Origin of the sequence: Streptomyces sp. NBC_00080, from assembly GCF_045041255.1 — a bacterium.
In the GTDB taxonomy this organism is placed as follows: Bacteria; Actinomycetota; Actinomycetes; order Streptomycetales; family Streptomycetaceae; genus Streptomyces; species Streptomyces coriariae.
This window is the reverse complement of the sequence record NZ_CP108235.1, coordinates 6,748,993-6,767,164: the sequence shown is the minus strand read 5'-3', so window position 1 is coordinate 6,767,164 and position 18,172 is coordinate 6,748,993. Positions and strand designations below refer to the sequence as shown.

14 protein-coding genes are annotated in these 18,172 nt (G+C 72.2%); 8 read left to right on the top strand and 6 right to left on the bottom strand.

What is annotated here, in order from left to right:
* Positions 1-79: 79 nt before the first annotated feature.
* Complete coding sequence (locus tag OHU34_RS30060; RefSeq protein WP_405769251.1) at positions 80-1,264, bottom strand: D-alanyl-D-alanine carboxypeptidase family protein; 1,185 nt, start codon at positions 1,262-1,264, stop codon at positions 80-82.
* A gap of 223 nt (positions 1,265-1,487) precedes the next feature.
* On the opposite strand from OHU34_RS30060, the gene OHU34_RS30055 reads away from it, so the two are divergent.
* Entirely contained in the window at positions 1,488-2,966 is a 1,479-nt protein-coding gene (locus tag OHU34_RS30055; protein WP_405769248.1) for an ABC transporter permease, read from the top strand.
* Between the two features lie 59 nt (positions 2,967-3,025).
* Positions 3,026-3,718 (top strand): ABC transporter ATP-binding protein, encoded by a 693-nt coding sequence (locus OHU34_RS30050; RefSeq protein WP_020126803.1) that lies wholly within the window; start codon positions 3,026-3,028, stop codon positions 3,716-3,718.
* Between the two features lie 69 nt (positions 3,719-3,787).
* On the opposite strand, the gene OHU34_RS30045 is transcribed toward OHU34_RS30050, so the two are convergent.
* Entirely contained in the window at positions 3,788-4,114 is a 327-nt protein-coding gene (locus OHU34_RS30045) for a nuclear transport factor 2 family protein (RefSeq protein ID WP_142263926.1), read from the bottom strand.
* Positions 4,115-4,323: 209 nt separating this feature from the next.
* Between OHU34_RS30045 and OHU34_RS30040 the strand changes: the two genes are divergently transcribed.
* The 5 genes from OHU34_RS30040 (at position 4,324) to OHU34_RS30020 (ending at position 10,826) form a co-directional block, all read left to right on the top strand.
* On the top strand, positions 4,324-4,869 hold the full coding sequence (locus OHU34_RS30040) for a DoxX family membrane protein (protein ID WP_020126805.1): 546 nt from the start codon (positions 4,324-4,326) through the stop codon (positions 4,867-4,869).
* Positions 4,870-4,996: 127 nt separating this feature from the next.
* Positions 4,997-5,395 carry a MazG-like family protein gene (locus tag OHU34_RS30035; RefSeq protein WP_200839660.1) on the top strand — a complete coding sequence of 133 codons (399 nt, stop codon included), beginning with the start codon at positions 4,997-4,999 and terminating at the stop codon, positions 5,393-5,395.
* Positions 5,396-5,497: 102 nt separating this feature from the next.
* Positions 5,498-6,352 carry a hypothetical protein gene (locus OHU34_RS30030; RefSeq protein ID WP_405769243.1) on the top strand — a complete coding sequence of 285 codons (855 nt, stop codon included), beginning with the start codon at positions 5,498-5,500 and terminating at the stop codon, positions 6,350-6,352.
* Positions 6,352-8,568, top strand: coding sequence for a bifunctional serine/threonine-protein kinase/ABC transporter substrate-binding protein (locus tag OHU34_RS30025; RefSeq protein ID WP_142263928.1), 2,217 nt, complete (start codon positions 6,352-6,354; stop codon positions 8,566-8,568). Before OHU34_RS30030 ends, OHU34_RS30025 begins: the two co-directional genes overlap by 1 nt.
* Entirely contained in the window at positions 8,568-10,826 is a 2,259-nt protein-coding gene (locus OHU34_RS30020; protein ID WP_405769240.1) for a bifunctional serine/threonine-protein kinase/ABC transporter substrate-binding protein, read from the top strand. The genes OHU34_RS30025 and OHU34_RS30020 overlap by 1 nt, the downstream gene beginning before the upstream one ends.
* Here the strand turns inward: OHU34_RS30020 and OHU34_RS30015 are convergent.
* The 4 genes from OHU34_RS30015 to OHU34_RS30000 are packed head-to-tail and all read right to left on the bottom strand — an operon-like array spanning position 10,805 to position 16,717.
* Positions 10,805-12,109 (bottom strand): sulfate adenylyltransferase subunit 1, encoded by a 1,305-nt coding sequence (locus tag OHU34_RS30015; protein ID WP_200839661.1) that lies wholly within the window; start codon positions 12,107-12,109, stop codon positions 10,805-10,807. The two genes, OHU34_RS30020 and OHU34_RS30015, sit on opposite strands and share 22 nt — an antisense overlap.
* Positions 12,109-13,044: a sulfate adenylyltransferase subunit CysD gene (gene cysD, locus OHU34_RS30010; protein WP_142263931.1), complete on the bottom strand. Its 936-nt coding sequence runs from the start codon at positions 13,042-13,044 to the stop codon at positions 12,109-12,111. Before cysD ends, OHU34_RS30015 begins: the two co-directional genes overlap by 1 nt.
* On the bottom strand, positions 13,041-13,628 hold the full coding sequence (cysC, locus tag OHU34_RS30005; protein WP_230196010.1) for an adenylyl-sulfate kinase: 588 nt from the start codon (positions 13,626-13,628) through the stop codon (positions 13,041-13,043). The genes cysD and cysC overlap by 4 nt, the downstream gene beginning before the upstream one ends.
* A complete protein-coding gene (locus tag OHU34_RS30000; protein ID WP_405769235.1) occupies positions 13,625-16,717 on the bottom strand; it encodes an amino acid adenylation domain-containing protein in 3,093 nt (1,030 codons plus the stop codon). The genes cysC and OHU34_RS30000 overlap by 4 nt, the downstream gene beginning before the upstream one ends.
* 292 nt (positions 16,718-17,009) lie before the next feature.
* Here OHU34_RS30000 and OHU34_RS29995 point away from each other — a divergent pair, with 292 nt between their 5' ends.
* Positions 17,010-18,164, top strand: coding sequence for an argininosuccinate synthase domain-containing protein (locus OHU34_RS29995; protein WP_160159973.1), 1,155 nt, complete (start codon positions 17,010-17,012; stop codon positions 18,162-18,164).
* Positions 18,165-18,172 lie beyond the last annotated feature (8 nt).

The following is an 18,172-nucleotide window of genomic DNA, read 5'->3' as shown; positions in this document are numbered from 1 at the left end:
GTCCCAAGGCACCGGGTGGGGGTGGACCTCGCCGGGACCGCGAGGTACGCACCGGCGCCGTGGGACGGCTGCCGCACCATCAACTCGCCGGCGGCACCTCGCCGGAACGGCGCCGACGCCGGCGCAGCGCGTACGCCCCGCCCGCCAGCAGCGCCACCGCTCCCCCGGCCCCGCCGAGCGCGCCCCAGCCGTCCGGGCCCGCGCCGTCCACCGACGAGGCCTGCGCCCCGGCATGCGGCGCCCTCCCCGCGGACGACCCGCTCGCCCTGGTCCCGCCCTCGCTCAACGCCTCGACCAGCGTCCCCACCGCCCGCGCCGAACTCCCCTGCGCGAAGCCCCAGTCGAGCAGCGCGGCCGTCTCCTCGTAGACGGCGTTGTGGCCGCTCTTCGGATGCAGCACGGTGACGACGAGGGTGCGCCCCGCACGGGTCGCGGCGCCGGTGAAGGTGTTGCCGGCGTTGCTGGTGAAGCCGTTCTTCACGCCGATCAGGCCCGGATACGGCGTCACCCCGTACGTGCCCGACAGCAGCCGGTCGGTGTTCTCGATCCGGAAGGTCTTCCCGCCGCCGGCCGGGAACTCGGCCGTCCTGGTGCCGCAGTAGGCGCGGAAGTCGGCGTCGCGCAGCCCGTGCCGGGCGAAGAGGGCGAGGTCGTAGGCGGAGGACAGCTGGCCGTCGTGGTCGAAGCCGTCGGGGCTGACGACATGGGTGTCCAGTGCCTGGAGGTCGACCGCCCTCGCCTGCATCTCGGCGACCGTCTTCGCGACCCCGCCGTTCATCCGGGCGAGCACCTGCACGGCGTCGTTGCCCGAGCGCAGGAACACGCCCTGCCACAACTGCCCGACGGTGTAGGTGACCCCGGCCTTGACGCCCACGAGGCTGGAGCCGGACGGGATGCCGGCCAGGTCCGCGTCGGTCACCCGGTAGCGCTCGGTGTGCTCGAACCTGTCCAGCAGGGTGTCCGCGAACAGCATCTTCAGCGTGGAGGCGGGCGCGACCCGCAGATGCGCGCGATAGCAGGCGAGCACCTCGCCGCTGTCCTGGTCGGCGAGCAGCCAGGCCCGGGCGGTGAGCTTCTTCGGCAGGGCGCCGCCCCCGTTCACCTGAACACCGTCGGCGACGAGCCGCGCGCCGCCGACCACCACGTCGGAGGCGGCCGCGGCCGGTGTCGCCGCGAGCGGTGCGGCGGTCAGTGGCGCGGTGGCCGCGAGGGCCAGCAGGGAGCGCCGGGACAGGCGCGGGGAAGGGCGCGAGAATGCGTGCACTGCGGGACCGTACAAGGGGATTCGGGGAAAAAGGAAATCCTCAGCCAACCGCTGTCACCTGGGAAAAGCCCCTCCACAGCCTAGGAATCAGCTGTCTCAAGGAATTCTGATCCGGCGCTCCGCATTCTCAGTCCTTACACATCTTTTACTCAGGATGACTCAAAGGTTTCTCCCTAGGTTGTGGCCGCGCCCACAGAGGGCGCCAAGAACCTTAGGGAACGGGATGTTTGGCATCTATCTCAAGCGTGAACTGGGCCGGCGCAAGAAGGCCGCCCTGGTCATCGCACTGGGTCTGGCGCTCGGAATCGCGCTGGTCATCACCGTCAACTCGGTGTCGGCCGGCATGACACAGGCTCAGGACAAGGTCCTTCAGTCGCTGTACGGTCTCGGCACCGACATGACCGTCACCAAGGCCCGAACGGCGCCCACGGCCAACAGTTCCGGCGGCCCCAGATTCGAGTTCGACGCCAAGGGCGAGGACGACGACGACACGCAGCAGAGCTCGGACCGGGTCTCGACGCAGGGCGGTCAGGTCCTGAAGGCCGCGCTCGTCACGCAGGTCGCCGACCAGAAGGGCGTGGCGGCCGCGGTCGGCGCCCTCACCCTGAACGTCACCAAGGTCGACGGCTCCTTCACCCAGGGCAAGGCGCAGAGCTCCAGCGGAACCAGCGGCAACGGCGGCCAGGGCGGCCCCGGCGGCGGCAGCAGCGGCGGGTCCACCGCGGCCCCGCAGGTCCAGGGCGGCGGCGCCTCCTTCGACGTCAACTCGTACTCCGTGGCCGGTGTCGACGTCACCAACCAGGACCTCGGCCCGCTGGCGAGCTCGAAGATCTCCTCGGGTGTGACGTTCACTTCGGCGCAGGCGAACGCCAAGGTCGCCGTCGTCAGCAAGTCGTACGCCAAGGAGAACTCGTACAAGGTCGGTTCGACGCTGACGATCTCCAGCACCAAGTACAAGATCATCGGTATCGCCACCCCCGACAGCAGTGACTCCACCACGGACGTCTACCTGCCGCTGAAGCAGGCGCAGACCCTCGCCGACGCGGCGGACCAGGTCACCACGATCTACGTCAAGGCGACCGACTCCAAGCAGATCGACACCGTCAAGGCGACGATCACGAAGAACATCTCCGGCACGACGGTCACCACCTCCGCCGACCTGGCCGAGACGGTCTCCGGTTCCCTCTCCACCGCCTCCAACCTGGCGATCAGCGTCGGCAAGTGGCTGTCGATCGCCGTCCTCGTCGCCGCGTTCCTGGTGGCCGCGCTGCTCACCTCCTCGGCCGTGTCCCGCCGGGTGCGCGAGTTCGGCACCCTGAAGGCGCTCGGCTGGCCGAGCCGCCGGGTCACCCGGCAGGTCGTCGGCGAGTCCATGGTCAACGGTCTCCTCGGCGGCGCCCTCGGCATCGGCCTGGGCCTGGCGGCCGCGTACACCGTGACGGCGATCAGCCCGAAGCTGACCGCCGAGCTCGGCAACACCGGCGGCGGTGGCGGTGGCGGCATGGGTGGCGGCCCCGGCGGCGGCCCCGGTCAGCAGTCCGCGTCGAACACGATGGAGATCGCCCTCTCGGCCCCCGTCTCCGTCACCACGATCGCGCTCGCGGTGGGCCTGGCGGTCGCCGGCGGTCTGATCGCCGGCGCGATGGGCGGCTGGCGCGCCTCCCGGATGCGCCCGGCGGACGCCCTGCGCAGCGTCTCCTGACCCGCCCCCCGACCAGTCGTCACATCCCTCACGGAGAACACGGAGAACCCGGAGACCCCATGTACAACCTCACCGGCGTCACCAAGCGCTACACGCGCGGCAAGGAGACGGTCGAGGCGCTGCGCGGCATCGACCTCACGATCGCGGAAGGCGACCAGCTCGTCATCCAGGGCCCCACGGGCGGCGGCAAGTCGACGCTGCTCCAGATGATCGGCGGCCTCGACCGCCCGACCGAGGGCAGCGTCGAGCTGGACGGCGTCGACCTCGCGCGGATCAGCGAGGCGAAGCTGACCCGGCTGCGCGCCGAGAAGATCGGCATCATCTTCCAGTCGTTCAACCTCATCCCGACGCTGACCGCGCAGGAGAACGTCGAGACGGCGCTCGTCCCGCTGGGGGTGAAGCCCGCGGAGCGGCGCGAGCGCGCGGCGGAGGCCCTGCGCTCGGTCGGCCTGGGCGAGCGTCTCACGCACGCCCCGGCGGAACTCTCCGGCGGCCAGCAGCAGCGCGTGGCGATCGCCCGCGCGCTGGTCAAGAAGCCGAAGGTGCTGCTCGCCGACGAGCCCACGGGCAACCTCGACGAGGGCATGCGCGACGAGATCATGGAGGTCCTCGAAGGGCTGTGGCACGAGTACGGGCTGACGTTCATCATGGTCACCCACGACTCGTCGATCGCCCGCCGGGCCCCGCGCCTGGCCACCATCAAGGCGGGTCAGCTCACCCTGACGGAGCAGGCGGTCGCCCGCTCCTGGTGAACTCCCGCAGCCCGAGGGGCCGTTGACCGCCTGCCCGGCGGTGAACGGCCCCTCGGCCGTGCTCCCTCGCTACGCCTGGCCGGTCTCGAAACGGGAGATCCTGCCGTCGTCCTCGACGACGAAACTCCACCTGGTGCGCATCTCGCCCCAGGCGTCGTTGCGGTAGTCGGCGATGAGGGCGCGCCCTCCGGCCGACTCCTTGGTGACGTCCATGTGGCCGTGGGAGGAGAAGATCTCCCGGTCGGCCCACTGGGCGAGGTCACGGTCGGAGCCGTCGTCCGCCATGGTCGCGTCGGGGGTGAGCAGGCTGCGGAACGCCTCCTCGTCATGGGCGTTGACGGCGGCGACGAAGGCCCGCACGGCCGGGTCGCTGAGTCTGTCGATCTGGATCGCCATACGGGCCACCCTCACATCGCGGTCCGGGCCCCGCCACCCGAACGGCGCCCAGGACGGGCCGGACGGGTGTGAGTGGTGCGACGGTGGAAACACGGAGGGGGCTGCTTCTGTTCTGTTCCAGCCTGTTCCCGTCTGTTCCATCCTGTTCCTGTCTGTTCCCGTCTGTTCCTGTTCTCCTACGTCCGCCGTTCTCTGCCCAGGGAGTCACCGTGACCTGTTACGACCGTCGTGATCTGGGACTGCTGCTGCTCCGGCTCGGCACCGGCGGAGTGCTGGCGGCCCACGGCGCGCAGAAGCTGTTCGGCTGGTTCGGCGGGCACGGCCTGGAGGGGACCGGCCAGTTCATGGAGTCCGTCGGCTACGCCCCCGGCAAGGCCAGCGCGACGGCGGCGGGCCTGGCGGAGGCCGGCGGCGGCACGCTGCTGGCGCTGGGCCTGGCCACCCCGGCGGCGGGTGCGGCGGCGGCCGGCGCGATGGCGGGCGCGTCCGCGGTGCACGTCCCCAACGGCTTCTTCGCACAGAGCGGCGGCTACGAGCACGCGGCCTCCCTGGGCCTGGCCGCCGCGGGCCTCGCCATCACCGGCCCGGGCCGCCTCTCCCTCGACCACGCCCTCGGCCACACGGTCGACCGCCGCTGGATGGTCCCGGTGGCACTCGGCGCGACGGCGGCGGTCACGACGGTGGTCATCGGCATGCGGAACAAGCGGCTGCGCAGGCAGGAGGAGGGCGAGCAGGAGGCGCTGTTCGAGGAGTGAGCTCCTGGGAAATTGCCGGGGGCGGCCGGGGAGTTGCCGGGGGCCGGAGGTGACTGACGGACGTGACCTGACGGACGTGACCTGACGGACGTCACCGTCGCGGGACGTGACCTGACACCCTTCCTCCATGAGCTCCCAGCCCCAGCCCCCGAGGTCCGCACCCACCGAGCCCGAGGCCGCCGGCCCCACCGATCTCTGGACCACCGTCGACGCCCTGTGGAGCTGGCTGGACGCCGACGCGGCACACGGCGGCCGCGAGGGCCTGCTGCTGCGGGTGCTGAAGCTGTCGGAGGAGGTCGGCGAGGTCGCGCAGGCGGTCATCGGCGCGACCGGCCAGAACCCCCGCAAGGGCGTCACCCACACGTGGGAGGACGTCCAGGGCGAGCTGTGCGACGTGGCCATCACGGCGCTGGTGGCGCTGCGGACGCTGACGCCGGAGGCGGAGGGCGTGTTCGCGGGACATCTGGCGCGGGTGGCGGAGCGGTCGGTGGGGCGCGTGGGAGAGGACGGGGCAGGCGCGCGCTGATCCCGCCCGCCCCCTCTCTTCCGCGAACCGCCCGGCCACCCCTCGCGTCCCTCTGTACGATCACCGCACGCGAGGCGGGGGCCGTAGGCGGAGGGGGCGGGGATGGACGACAACACCGGTGGACGCAGGGTGGCTTGGCCATGGCGAGTCGCCGCGTCGGTCGCCGGGGCGGCCGTGGTGCTCGGCGGCTGCGGTTCCGGGGACAACGACGACGACAAGGCGGACGAGCCGAACCCCTCGGCGTCCTCGGGGTCCGCGCCTCCGGCCTCGTCCGGCTCCCCCTCGGCATCCGCGACGGGTGGTGACTCGACGTCGCTCTCCCCCTTCCGGGCGGACCCCGCCCGAGTGCCCCGTACGAAGCAGCAGGCCGAGGCGCTGGCGGCGGCGGTCGCGCTCGAGCCGGAGGCGTGGGGCGCGGACTTCGGGGCCCAGCAGCCGGCCGCGAGCACCCCGGGCACCGCCGCCGTGCTCGACGAACAGTGCCGGTGGGAGCGGCGGGCACTCCCCCAGGGAGTCCTGGCCTCGCTGTCCCGCTACAGCGAGATTCCCGCCACCGCGGACAAGGGCAAGATCAAGGTGACCGCGGGGGTGACCGTGCACGCCACGGTGCTCGACGCCGACGACCAGTTGTCCACCACGCTGGAGGAACCGTTGCGCTGCCGAGAGCAGCAGGTCCGTACCGACGAGCGGATATCCGGGCTCATGTCGCTCGCCACTCCCTACGGCCAGGGCAACAACAACTACGCCGACGACGACGTTCTGGAAATCGGTTCCTACCTCACCGGCAACAGCAAGCAGACGTACCGCTGGCAGGTCGCGCGGATCGGCACGGTGGTCGTGACCACGTCGGTGAAGGGTGCCAAGGGTTACTCGGACGACGAGTTGACGCAGTACTCGTCGCACGCCCTCGTCGCGATGCTCGACCGCGTGAAGTCCGAGCTGGGAGTGGGGAACTGATGGAGCCGTTGCGTTCTTCCGATCCCGCGCGTATCGCGGACCATCGCCTGCTCGGCCGCCTCGGCGCCGGAGGCATGGGAGTGGTGTACCTGGCGCGCACGCCGAGCGGCGCCCTGGTGGCGCTGAAGGTGCTGCTCGCCGAGTACGCCGAGGAGCCGGGCTTCAAGGAGCGGTTCCGCCGTGAGGTCGAGGTGGCCCGACGGGTCGACAACCCCTGGGTGGTTCCGCTGGCGGACGCCGACGCGGACGCCGAGGCACCGTGGCTGGCGACGGCGTTCGTCCCCGGCCCGTCGCTGGGCGAGGCGGTGGCCGCGTACGGGCCGCTGACCGAGCGCGGACTGCGGCTGCTCGGCGCCCGGCTGGCGGAGGCGCTGGGCGAGGTGCACCGGGCCGGTCTGGTGCACCGGGACCTGAAGCCGGGCAATGTGCTGATCGCCCATGACGGGCCGCGGCTCATCGACTTCGGTATCGCCCGGGCACCGGAGGACAGGACGCTCACGGCGACCGGGATGGTGGTCGGCACGCCCGGCTATCTGTCGCCCGAGCAGGCCGAGGGACGTGGTGGGGACGGCATCGGCCCGGCGAGCGACGTGTTCTCCCTCGGGTGTGTCCTGGCGTTCGCTGCGACCGGCCGGGCGCCGTTCGGCAGTGGAGCGGTCGACGCACTGCTGTACCGGGCCGTGCACGACCCGGCGGACCTCGACGGGGTGCCGGCGGGTCTGCTGGACGTGCTGGGCCGCTGCCTGGAGAAGGATCCGGCCCGGCGGCCGGACGCCGGGGAACTGGTGCGGGAACTGGCGGCCGACGACGCTCCGCAGGACGGAGAGGCGGCCGACTGGCTGCCCGACCCGGTCACCCGGCTGATCGCCGAGCGCTCGACCGCAGCGCTCGCGCTGCCGGACATCGAGCACACGCTGGCGCCGTCCGACGCGCCGGTCGATCCCGGCCCGGCGGAACCCGACACCCGCGAGACGTCCGGGGCACCGGAGCCGCAGGACGCCCGCCCGGCCGGCCGACGCCGTTTCCTGCTGCTCGCCGGTGGGGCCGTGGCGCTGGCGGCGGGCGGGGGCGGGGCCTGGTGGGCGGTCACCCGGGACGACGACGCGGGAGGCGCCGGCCCTGCCGCCGCGTCCTCGCGCCGCCCGGTGCACACCATCGCGCTGCACGGCGACCTCAGCGGCCCGCATTCGGAGACGGGCCGGGCCCAGGAGCGCGGACTGCGGCTGGCCGTCGCGGAGTTCAACGCGCGAGGCGACGCGCCGTTCACCGTGAAGGTCAGGGCCGTCGACGACGGGGGTGATCCGGTGGCCGCGGCCCGGCTCGCCGCGGAACTCACGGAGGACCCGGCGGTCCTCGCCGTGGTCGGCCCGACCACCGATGCGACGGCGCAGACGGCGCTCGCGAAGTACGACGCCGGACTGTTGCCGGTCGTCGCTGTGTCCCCCGGCGGGATCGTCCTCGTCCTCCAGGGGTTCCGCTCGTTCCTGCTCGGGCGGTTGCCTGACTCGGTGCTTTCCATCTATGTCAGTAACTACCTTCGCGGGAAGGCCCGTTCACGCAAGGTCGGTGTCGTACTCGACCGCCCGGCCGGCAACTACGCCGCGCAGCTCGCCACTTCCCTCAGCAACGAGCTCCACAACGTGCAACAGCCGTCGGTGCCCGAAGTGGTCAGCGCGATGCGCCGCGACTTCGGCAGTGCGGTGGACACGGTGCTCTCCGCCGGCGCCGACTCGGTCTTCTTCGCCGGTCTGCCCGACCGGGGGGCGTTGATCGCCGCGACACTGCGCGAACGTGCCTTCCAGGGTGCTCGCGTGTCCGGCCCGGCGCTGCTCGACGGGCAGTTCCTGACGCAGGCCCAGGAGGCTGCGGAGGGCTGGGTGATGGTGGCCCCGGTCATCGACGCCACCATCAAGCCCGAGGCGAAGAAGTTCGCCGCCGCCTACCGCGAGCGCTTCAAGGAGGCGCCGCCCCGGTACGCGGCGGAGGCCTACGACGTGACCGGGATGCTGCTGAAGGCCCTGTCGGGGCTGCCGGCGAAGAGCCGCACCCGGGAGAATCTGCTCGCGGCCGTGCGGGCGGGGAAGTACCAGGGCATCACGAAGACGTTCGCCTTCGACAAGACCGGCATGATGGTCATCGACGGCACCGGCGGCTTCCTCTGGCGGGTCGAGCAGGGCGACTTCGTGTACGGCGGCCCCGCGCCGATCACCGTCTGATGGAGCCGCTGCGCACCGGCGACCCGTCCCGGATCGGCCGGTACCGTCTGCTGCGGCGGCTGGGCGCCGGGGGCATGGGCGTGGTCTTCCTGGGCCGGGCGCCGGGCGGAGCGATCGCCGCGGTGAAGACGGTCCGGTCCTCGTACGCCGACGAGACGGGTTTCCGGACCCGTTTCCGCCGCGAGATCGAGGCCGCCCGGCAGGTGCGCAGCCCGTGGGTGGTCCCGTTGCTGGACGCGGACGCCGACGCGGAGACACCGTGGCTGGCGACCTCGTACGTACCGGGCCCCTCGCTCGCCGAGACGGTGGGCACCTTCGGTCCGCTGTCGCCGGCTTCCGTGCGGGTACTGGGCGTGCGGCTCGCCGAGGCGCTCGAGGCGGTGCACGGGGCCGGTCTCGTGCACCGCGACGTGAAGCCGGGGAACGTCCTGCTGGCCCCGGACGGGCCACGGCTCATCGACTTCGGTATCGCCCGCGCGCCGGAGGCCACGGCGCTGACCTCCAGCGGCGTGATCGTCGGCTCGCCCGGCTTCCTGTCGCCCGAGCAGGCGCGGGCGCGGGGCGGCGAGATCGGCCCGCCCAGCGATGTGTTCTCGCTGGGGTGCGTGCTGGCCTTCGCGGCGACCGGCGTCCGGCCGTTCGGCGGCGGCGCGGCGGCCGGCATGCTGCTGCGCACGGTCTACGAGGAACCGGATCCGGCGGCGCTCCCGGACGGCCTGGCTCCTTTGCTGAGGGCCTGCCTGGACAAGGATCCGCCCGGCCGCCCGAGCCTGGCCCGACTCCGCGAGGAGCTCGGGGAGGGAACGCAGACCGGTTCCGCCGGGCGATCGGACTGGCTGCCGGCGCAGGTCACCCGGCTGATCAACGACCGGTCCGCAGCCGTGCTCACCATCGGCACGATCGAGCCCACCCAGGTGTCCACGCCGACGGATACGGCGAGTACGGCCGGCAGGGCGAGTACGGCGGGTACGAACGGCACGGTGTCACCGGAGGCCGCGACGCTGACGTCCGTCACGGCCACCCCGCTCCCCACCCGCGCCCTCGGCCGCCGCGGCTTCCTGCGCCTCGGTTCGACGGCGGGAGTCCTGGCAGCGGGCGGTGGCGCGGCCTGGTGGTGGACCACCCGGTCGAAACCGGGACCGTCCGGACCGTCCGGAACCGGCGGTCCGCGCCCCGACCTCGTCGTCGCATTCCACGGCGATCTGACCGGGGCCCACAAGGAGCTCGGAAACGCCCAGCTCAACGGGGCCCGCCTCGCCGTCGAACAGATCAACGCCAAGGATGCCCACCCTTTCCGGCTCGAGCTGCGCACGAACGACGACGGCGGCGACACGAAGCGGGCCGCCGAGCTGGCCACCCGGCTGGCGAAGGACGCCGACGTGCTCGCCGTGCTGGGACCGACCACCGACGCCTGCTTCGTCACGTCCGAGGCCATGTACACCAAAGCGGTGATGCCCGTCGTGTCCGTCTCGGTGGGAACCGACACCCAGACTTCGACGGCCGACATGAGCACCTTCCACTCGCATGCGGCGCTGCGCGTCGCGGACGGGTTCCTCGCCGCCCCCTGTGCCGCCTACCTCGGCAACCACGTCGACGCCCGCAGGGCGTTCCTGGTGGACGACCGGGCGCAGGACGACTTCGCCTGGAACCTGTGCGAGCAGACCGAGCGGGCACTGCGGCAGGACGGTCGCGACGTCACGGTGACCCAGGTCGCCGCCGGGAAGATCGACTACGCGTCGCTCGCCGCCGAGGTGATGTCCGCCCGCGCGGACGCGGTCCTCTTCAGCGGCGACGCGGCCCGGGCAGCCGGCCTCGCCTCGGCCCTGCGGACCGCCAGGTTCACCGGTACCCGCATGGCGACGGAACGCGCCTTCGACCCACGTTTCCTCACGACGGCCGGCGCCGCCGCGACCGACTGGGTCTTCGCCACCTCCTTCACCGACCCGACGGCCCGCCCCTCGACCCGCGCCTTCACCAAGGCCTACCGCACCCGGTACGGCACCGCCCCCGGCTGGTACGCGGCGGAGGCCTACGACGCCGTCATGTTCCTGGCCGAGGCCTGCACCAAGGACGGCGCGGCGCTGACGGAACGGGGCGCGATCACCCGCCGGATGCCCGAGATCACGTACTCCGGCATCACCCGGACCGTCAAGTACGAGCAGGGCTACGGCTACAACCACGACGCGATGTTCCTGTTCGGGGCTACGAACGGGGCGTTCCGGTATCTGGGGCAGTATCAGGAGGCGGGGGTGTCCTGAGGCGGGAAGGCCTCTCCCACCATGCCCGCGGTGAGCGTGCTGCCGTCCTCGGGGTCGATGAGGATGAAGGAGCCGGTGAGGCGGGACTCGGCGTAGGTGTCGAGCGGGAGGGGCTCGGCGGTGCGGAGTACGGCGGCGCCGATGTCGTTGACGTCGAGTGCTGCGGGGTCGGGTTCCCGGGCCAGGCCTTCGCTGAGGTCGACACGGTGCAGCAACTGCCGGACGACCGCCCGCACGGTGCGGGAACCGTGCTTGAGCAGGACCCGGTCGCCCTCGCGCAGGGGCCGTTCGTGGAGATGGCAGACGGTGGCCCGGATGTCGTGGGTGATCGCGGGCGCCCCGGCGGTCGGCGCGATGAGGTCGCCACGGGAGATGTCGAGGTCGTCGGCGAGCAGCACGGTGACCGACTGCGGCGCCGAGGCCTGTTCGACGCTCGTGCCGAGGGCGTCGATGCCTCTGACGGTGCTGGTCGCGCCGGAGGGCAGCACGGTGACCGGGTCGCCCACGCGCAGCACACCGGAAGCGATCCGTCCGGCGTAACCGCGGTAGTCGGGATGCCGCGCGGTGCCCGGTCGGATGACGTACTGCACGGGGAAACGGGCCGGGGCTTCGGTGGGTGCGGGGCCGGCCGGCACGCGCTCCAGGTGCTGGAGCACGGTGGGGCCGTCGTACCAGTCCATCGCGGCGGACCGTTCCACCACGTTGTCCCCGGTCAGCGCGGACACCGGGATGGCGGTGACGTCACCGACGCCGAGCGACGCGGCGTAGGCGGCGAACTCCTCGGTGATCGCCCGGAAGACGGCTTCGGCGTGGTCGACCAGGTCCATCTTGTTGACGGCCAGCACGCAGTGCGGGACGCGCAGCAGGGCGGCGACCGCGGCATGGCGGCGGGTCTGCTCGACCATGCCGTTGCGGGCGTCGACGAGGATCACGGTCAGGTCGGCGGTCGAGGCGCCGGTGACCATGTTGCGGGTGTACTGCACGTGCCCGGGGGTGTCGGCCAGGATGAACCGCCGCGCCGGTGTGGCGAAGTAGCGGTGGGCGACGTCGATGGTGATGCCCTGCTCGCGTTCGGCTCGCAGCCCGTCGGTCAGCAGCGCCAGGTCCGGATCCGCCAGGCCGCGCTGCCGGGAGGCGTGCTCGACCGCCTCCAACTGGTCGGCGAGTACCGACTTGGAGTCGTGCAGCAGGCGTCCGACCAGCGTGGACTTGCCGTCGTCCACGGACCCGGCGGTGGCGAAGCGCAGCAGCGTGGCCGCCGGGATCTCGACGGTGGCGGTCATCAGAAGTACCCCTCGCGTTTACGGTCTTCCATCGCGGCCTCGGACAGCCGGTCGTCCGCGCGCGAGGCCCCTCGTTCGGTGACCCGGCTGCCGCCGATCTCGGCGATGACCTGGGCGATCGTGCCGGCGTCGGAGTCCACGGCTCCGGTGCACGACATGTCGCCCACGGTGCGGTAGCGGACCAGCCGGCGCTCGACGCTCTCGCCGGCCCCGGGTCCGCCCCACTCGCCCGCGGTCAGCCACATGCGGTCGCGGGCGAAGACGTCGCGTTCGTGGGCGTAGTAGAGGACGGGGAGGTCGACGTGCTCCCGGGCGATGTACTGCCACACGTCCAGTTCGGTCCAGTTGGACAGCGGGAACACCCGGACGTGCTCGCCCGGGGTGTGCCGACCGTTGTAGAGCTGCCACAGCTCCGGGCGCTGGCGGCGGGGATCCCAGGCGCCGAACTCGTCGCGCAGGCTGAAGACCCGCTCCTTGGCGCGGGCCTTCTCCTCGTCGCGCCGCCCGCCGCCGAAGACCACGTCGTGGCGCCCCGCGCCGATCGCGTCGAGCAGCGGCACGGTCTGGAGCGGGTTGCGGGTGCCGTCCGGGCGCTCGCGCAGCCGCCCTTCGTCGAGGTAGTCCTGCACGCGTGCCACGCGCAGCCGCAAACCGTGCGCGGCCACCGTGCGGTCGCGGTACTCCAGGACCTCGGGGAAGTTGTGCCCGGTGTCGATGTGCAGCAGGCCGAAGGGGACCGCGGCGGGGGCGAACGCCTTCCGTGCCAGGTGCAGCATGACGGCGGAGTCCTTGCCGCCGGAGAACAGCATCACCGGCCGCTCGAACTCCCCCACCGCCTCCCGGAGGATGTGCACCGCCTCGGACTCCAGCGTGTCCAGGTGCGACAGCGCGCCGGGCGGGCGGGCCGCTTCGGCCCGCTCGGGAGCGATCGTCATGCCAGTCCCCTTTCGCCGAGCAGCGCGTGCAGCGCCGCAGCGCAGTCCTCGACGCCTCGGTCGTGTGTCCGGATCCGCAGGTCGGGGGTCTCGGGCGGCTGGTACGGATCGTCCACTCCGGTCAGTCCGGTCAGCTCACCGGCGGCCTGCCGGGCGTAGAGGCCCTTGACGTCCCGGGTCGAGCAGACCTCCACCGGGGTGGCGACGTGGACCTCCAGGTAGGGGGTGCCGTGCCGCTCGTGCCGCTCACGGACCGCCTGGCGGCTGTCGGCGTAGGGCGCGATGACGGGGACGACGGCCTTGACGCCGTGCGAGGCGAGGAGTTCGGCGACGAAGCCGACGCGTCGGACGTGGCGGTCCCGGTCCGCGCGGGTGAACCCCAGGTCCGCGGAGAGGAACGCGCGGAGTTCGTCGCCGTCGAGCACCTCCACCCGGTGGCCCGTGCCGCGCAACCGCTCGGCCAGCGCACGGGCGATCGTGGTCTTGCCCGCGCTCGGCAGGCCCGTGAGCCACACCGTGGCGCCGCGGCACGCCGCGTCGGCCTCCTCGGGTGTCACCGGCTCGGCGTTCCGGCCGTCCGTCACTCGCCCACCACGGCCTCGGACGGGGCCGGGCGGTCGCCGACAAGTGTGGCGGCGCCGGCCGCGGAGCGGTAGTACAGGGCGTACCGGTGGAGGACGGCGGCGCCGACGGGCGGCCAGTCGAGTCCGGCGCGGGCCGCCAGCGCGGTGGCGTGGGTGCTGGAGAAGGCCGCGGGGTCGTCCCGGAAGAGCCCGGCCAGGGTCTCCTTGACCAGCACCTCGCCCGTGTCGCTGTCGGCGGGTTCCGGGATCAGCGCGAGGACACTCGCGAGTCCGTGGTTGTCGGGCTCCTCGACCGCCGTGCGGCGCACGGTCTCCCAGAAGGTACGGTACGGCACCTCGGCGAGGCGGAACTCCTCCCGGAAGACCGCCATCAGCTCGTCGAGGCTCACGGCGCGCGGCTGGACGGTGTGGAACCAGCCGCGCTCGCCGCCCGCGACGGCCGCCACCACCAGACCGCTCACGTAGTCCACCGGTGTGTAGTCGGTGACGATGGGGCTGGGGAACCACATTCCGGTACGCAGACAGGCTCTCACCAGCAGGTCGGGCAGGCCGTAGCGGCTCGGAACGCCGTGCCGCGAGTGAGGCATGACCTCACCGAACCGGTGGACCACCGTGGGCACGCCCCGCTCGGCGGCCTCGGCGACCAGCCGCTCGGCGACCCACTTCGACCGGGTGTAGCCGTCGGACGGCGGACGCTCGTTCCCCACCGGGCCCTCGAGACACCGCCCGGCGCCGGGGGCGGCCGCCGGGAACACCCCGAGCGTCGAGATGAAGTGCACGGCCTTGAGCCGGCGGGTCGTGGCCAGCCGGAGGATCTCGACGGTGCCCAGCACATTGGTCGTCCGGTGCGCCCGGTAGCTGCGGGCGAGGTTGACCATGGCGCCGTTGTGGACGACGGTGTCGATCTCCCCGGCCAGCCGCCGGTACGCCGTCTCCTCCAGGCCCAGCCGGGGCCGGCCGAGGTCGCCCGGGACGGCGCTGATCCGGTCCGCGAACCGCTCGTCCCACAGCTGGTAGTGCGTCAGGTTGGCGACGACGCGCTGCCGGGCGGTGCTCTCGTCGGCGGCCCGGACCAGGCAGTGCACCGTCAGCGATGTTCCGGTCAGCAGATCGTGCAGCAGATGACCGCCGATGAAGCCGGTCGCTCCGGTGAGCAGAACGCTGCGCGGGGCCTGCCCGGCGATTACCTCGACCGCCGCGCTCACCCGGATGTCCTCGGGCAGCTCGCCGTCCGTGTCGAACTGCTCGTGGGGCGGATGGTGCGGGCCGGCCGGGCCGGGGTCGCCTGGACCCTCCTCGAAGGCGCCTTCGAGGTGGGCGGTCTGTCCGGCGAGCGTCGGCCGTTCGAACACGTCCCGCACCGAGACCCGGCGCCGGAACCGTTCGGTCAGCATGACGGCGAGCCGCTGCGCGGAGAGCGAGTCGCCGCCGAGGTCGAAGAAGTCGTCGTCCGGTCCGACCGTGCCGACCGGCAGCAGATCGAGCCACGCGGCCAGTACCGCGGCCTCCGTCCCGCCCGGAGCGACGCTGCCCTCGTCGGCCGTGGCCGGCTCGCGGACCGCCGTCGCTGCGGCCATCCGGGCGAGTTCCCTGCGGTCCGCCTTGCCGTTGGGAGTGAGCGGCAGCTTGTCCAGGACGAGGAAACGGCGCGGCACCAGGGACGCCGGCAACACCTCGCGGGCGTGCGCCCGCAGGGCCTGGGCATCGGCTTCGGCTTCGGCGTGCGGCGCGCCGTCGGGTTCGGCGGGGCGTACGGTCACGAAGGCGACCAGGGACCGGTTTTCGTGGCTCTCGTGCACGACGACCTTGGCCTCACGCACCCGAGGGTGGCTCAGCAGCCCGGCCTCGACCTCGGTCAGCTCGATGCGTACGCCGCCGATCTTGACCTGCTGGTCCCGGCGCCCGACGAACTGGAGCAGCCCGTCCGGCCGCCGGTGTCCCAGGTCACCGGTGCGGTACAGGCGCGTGCCGGGGATCTCCGGGAAGGGGTTGCCGACGAACGCGGCCGCGGTCTTCCTCGCGTCCTTCAGATAGCCCAGGCCCAGACACTCGCCACCGATGCAGATCTCACCGGTCTCGCCGGGCGCGACGGGTTCCATCCGCTCGTCGACGATCACGGCGTAGGTGTTGTCGATCGGGAGGCCGATGGGCATCGGGTCGTGGTCGGCGTCGGTCACCACGTGGAAGACCGAGCCGATGGACGCCTCCGTCGGCCCGTACGTGTTGACGATCGCGACACCGGGCAGCAGGGACCGGAAGGTCTGCACGCTGTCCGCCGTCATCTCCTCCCCGCCGATCAGCAACCGGCGCAGCGAGCGCAGCCGGTCGGCCGACTCGGGCTGGACCCGCAGCAGTTCCACCAGTGTGTTGAAGATCGACGGCACGAAGTCGGTGGTGGTCACGCCATGGCGGTCGATCACGTCGAGGGTGGCGGCCAGGTCCAGGATCCCGGAGCGTTCGGGTATGACGACCTGGCTTCCGGTGGTGAGCGGCCACAGCAGCTGCCACAGAGAGGAGTCGAACTGGTGCCGGCTGTTCTGGAGCACCACCTCGTCCGGGCGGTCGCTGAGGTGGCGGCTCATGTAGGTGAAGCGGTTGAGCAGACCGCGGTGGATGTTGAGGGTGCACTTCGGCACGCCGGTCGAGCCGGAGGTGTAGAACCCGTACACGAGGTCGTCGAGGCCGGCCGGTGCCACCGCCGGCGGCGTCGGCCGGTCCCGCAGTGCGGTGACGTCGACGTGCACCGAGGGTACGTCCAGCGGCAGGGGGCGGCCGGTGCGCGAGCGGACCACCACCTTGGCGTCCAGGGTCTCGATCATCCGCGTGACCCGGTCGGCCGGCGCGGTGTCGTCGATCGGCACGAAGGGCGCCGCGAGCTTCATGGCCGCGATCATGGCGAGGGGCAGCTCCAGCCCGCCGTCCACCGCCAGCGGCACGAAGTCGCCCCGCCGGACGCCGAGTCGGCCGAGGTGCTCCGCCAGATCGTTGGCCCGCCGGTCGAGTTCGCGGTACGAGAGCGTGCGGCCGCCGAAGGTGACGGCCGGCGCGTCGGGGACGGCCCGGGCCCGGTCCTGGAACAGCTGGAGCACGGTCCGGTCCACGGGATAGGCGACCGAGCGCCCCGCAATTCCCTGCACTTGAGCCCGCGACGCGCTATTCAAAGTCCAACGCCCCCTCGATGAGCGAATCCCCGGCATGACCACTCACGCTAATCGCATGCCCGCACTCCGGGTACCGTCCAGCGATTACAGAACATGTAACCCTGGCGCTTACTCGATTACTTGTATATCCGGAATGCTTGACTGAGCGGAATGATTGCCAGCGCATTTCCACAGGGGGTTGAACTGCATTATGGAACTGAATGACCTGAAAAATCAGCGGGTGGGTCTCCTGGTGTCGGGTGGGCTCTCGTCCACCGCCGTGGCGGCCTGGCTCACGGAAAAGGGTGTCGACACCGTCTGCTACGTGGCGGACATCGGCCAGGAGACACCGATGCCCGCCGACGAACTGACCTCGGTTCTCGCCCGCATGGGGCTGAAGGCGCACACCGTCGACCTGCGCACGGACATGGCGGAGATGGCGCTCGACCTGGTCACGTACCAGGCGAGCTACGAGGGCGGGTACTGGAACACCACCGGCGCCTCCCGCGCGGTCCTCGTCGCCGGCCTGGCCCAGGCCCTGCGCGCCGACGAGCGCACCGTCCTCGCCCACGGCTGTGTCGGCGGCGGCAACGACCAGGCGCGCTTCGCCCGGTACGGCGCCGCTCTGGTGCCCGACCTGCCGGTGTTCACGCCGTGGACCACGCCGTGGATGCTGGAGCGCTTCCCCGACCGCGGCTCCATGTCCGCCTGCCTCGCCGAGGTGGGCTTCCCCGAACGGCTCACCGACTGGGCGACGTACTCGGTGGACGGCAGCATGGCGGGCTTCTCGCACGAGAGCGATGCCCTCGAGTCGCTGAGCACGCCGCCGACCGGCCTGCGTCCCCTGCTGACGCGCTGGCCGCACGAGGCGCCCGACACGGCCGAGACGTTCACGGTGCGCTTCGAACGGGGCCGCCCCGTGGAGATCGACGGCCGTCCGGTGTCCCCGCTCGACGCGGTACTGAGCGCCAACGCCGCCGGAGGACGGCACGGTCTGTCGATGCGGACCGTCGTCGAGAACCGGGTCAACGGCACCAAGTGCCGTGGCGTGTACGAGGCGCCGGGGCTCGACCTGCTCAGCCACTGCCTCACCGCGCTGTACCAGGTCGGACTCGACAAGCCCGCGACGGGACTGCTGAAGAGCCTGTCCGCGGCGCTCGGCGTGGCCGTGTACGAGGGCCGCTTCCACGACCCGTACGGCAGGGCTGCGGCCGCGGCGGCCGACACCCTGGCGGCGGGTATCGGCGGCACCGTCGAGGTGGAGCTGTACAAGGGGAACGTCACCGTTCAGCGGCTCACCGGGCTGCCCGCCGCACCCGGCACGGCACGCCAGACCCGCTTCTCGGGCGGCGGCCACCACTGGCAGCTGGAGCCGGTGATGGCCGCCAGGCCCTGACCCGGACG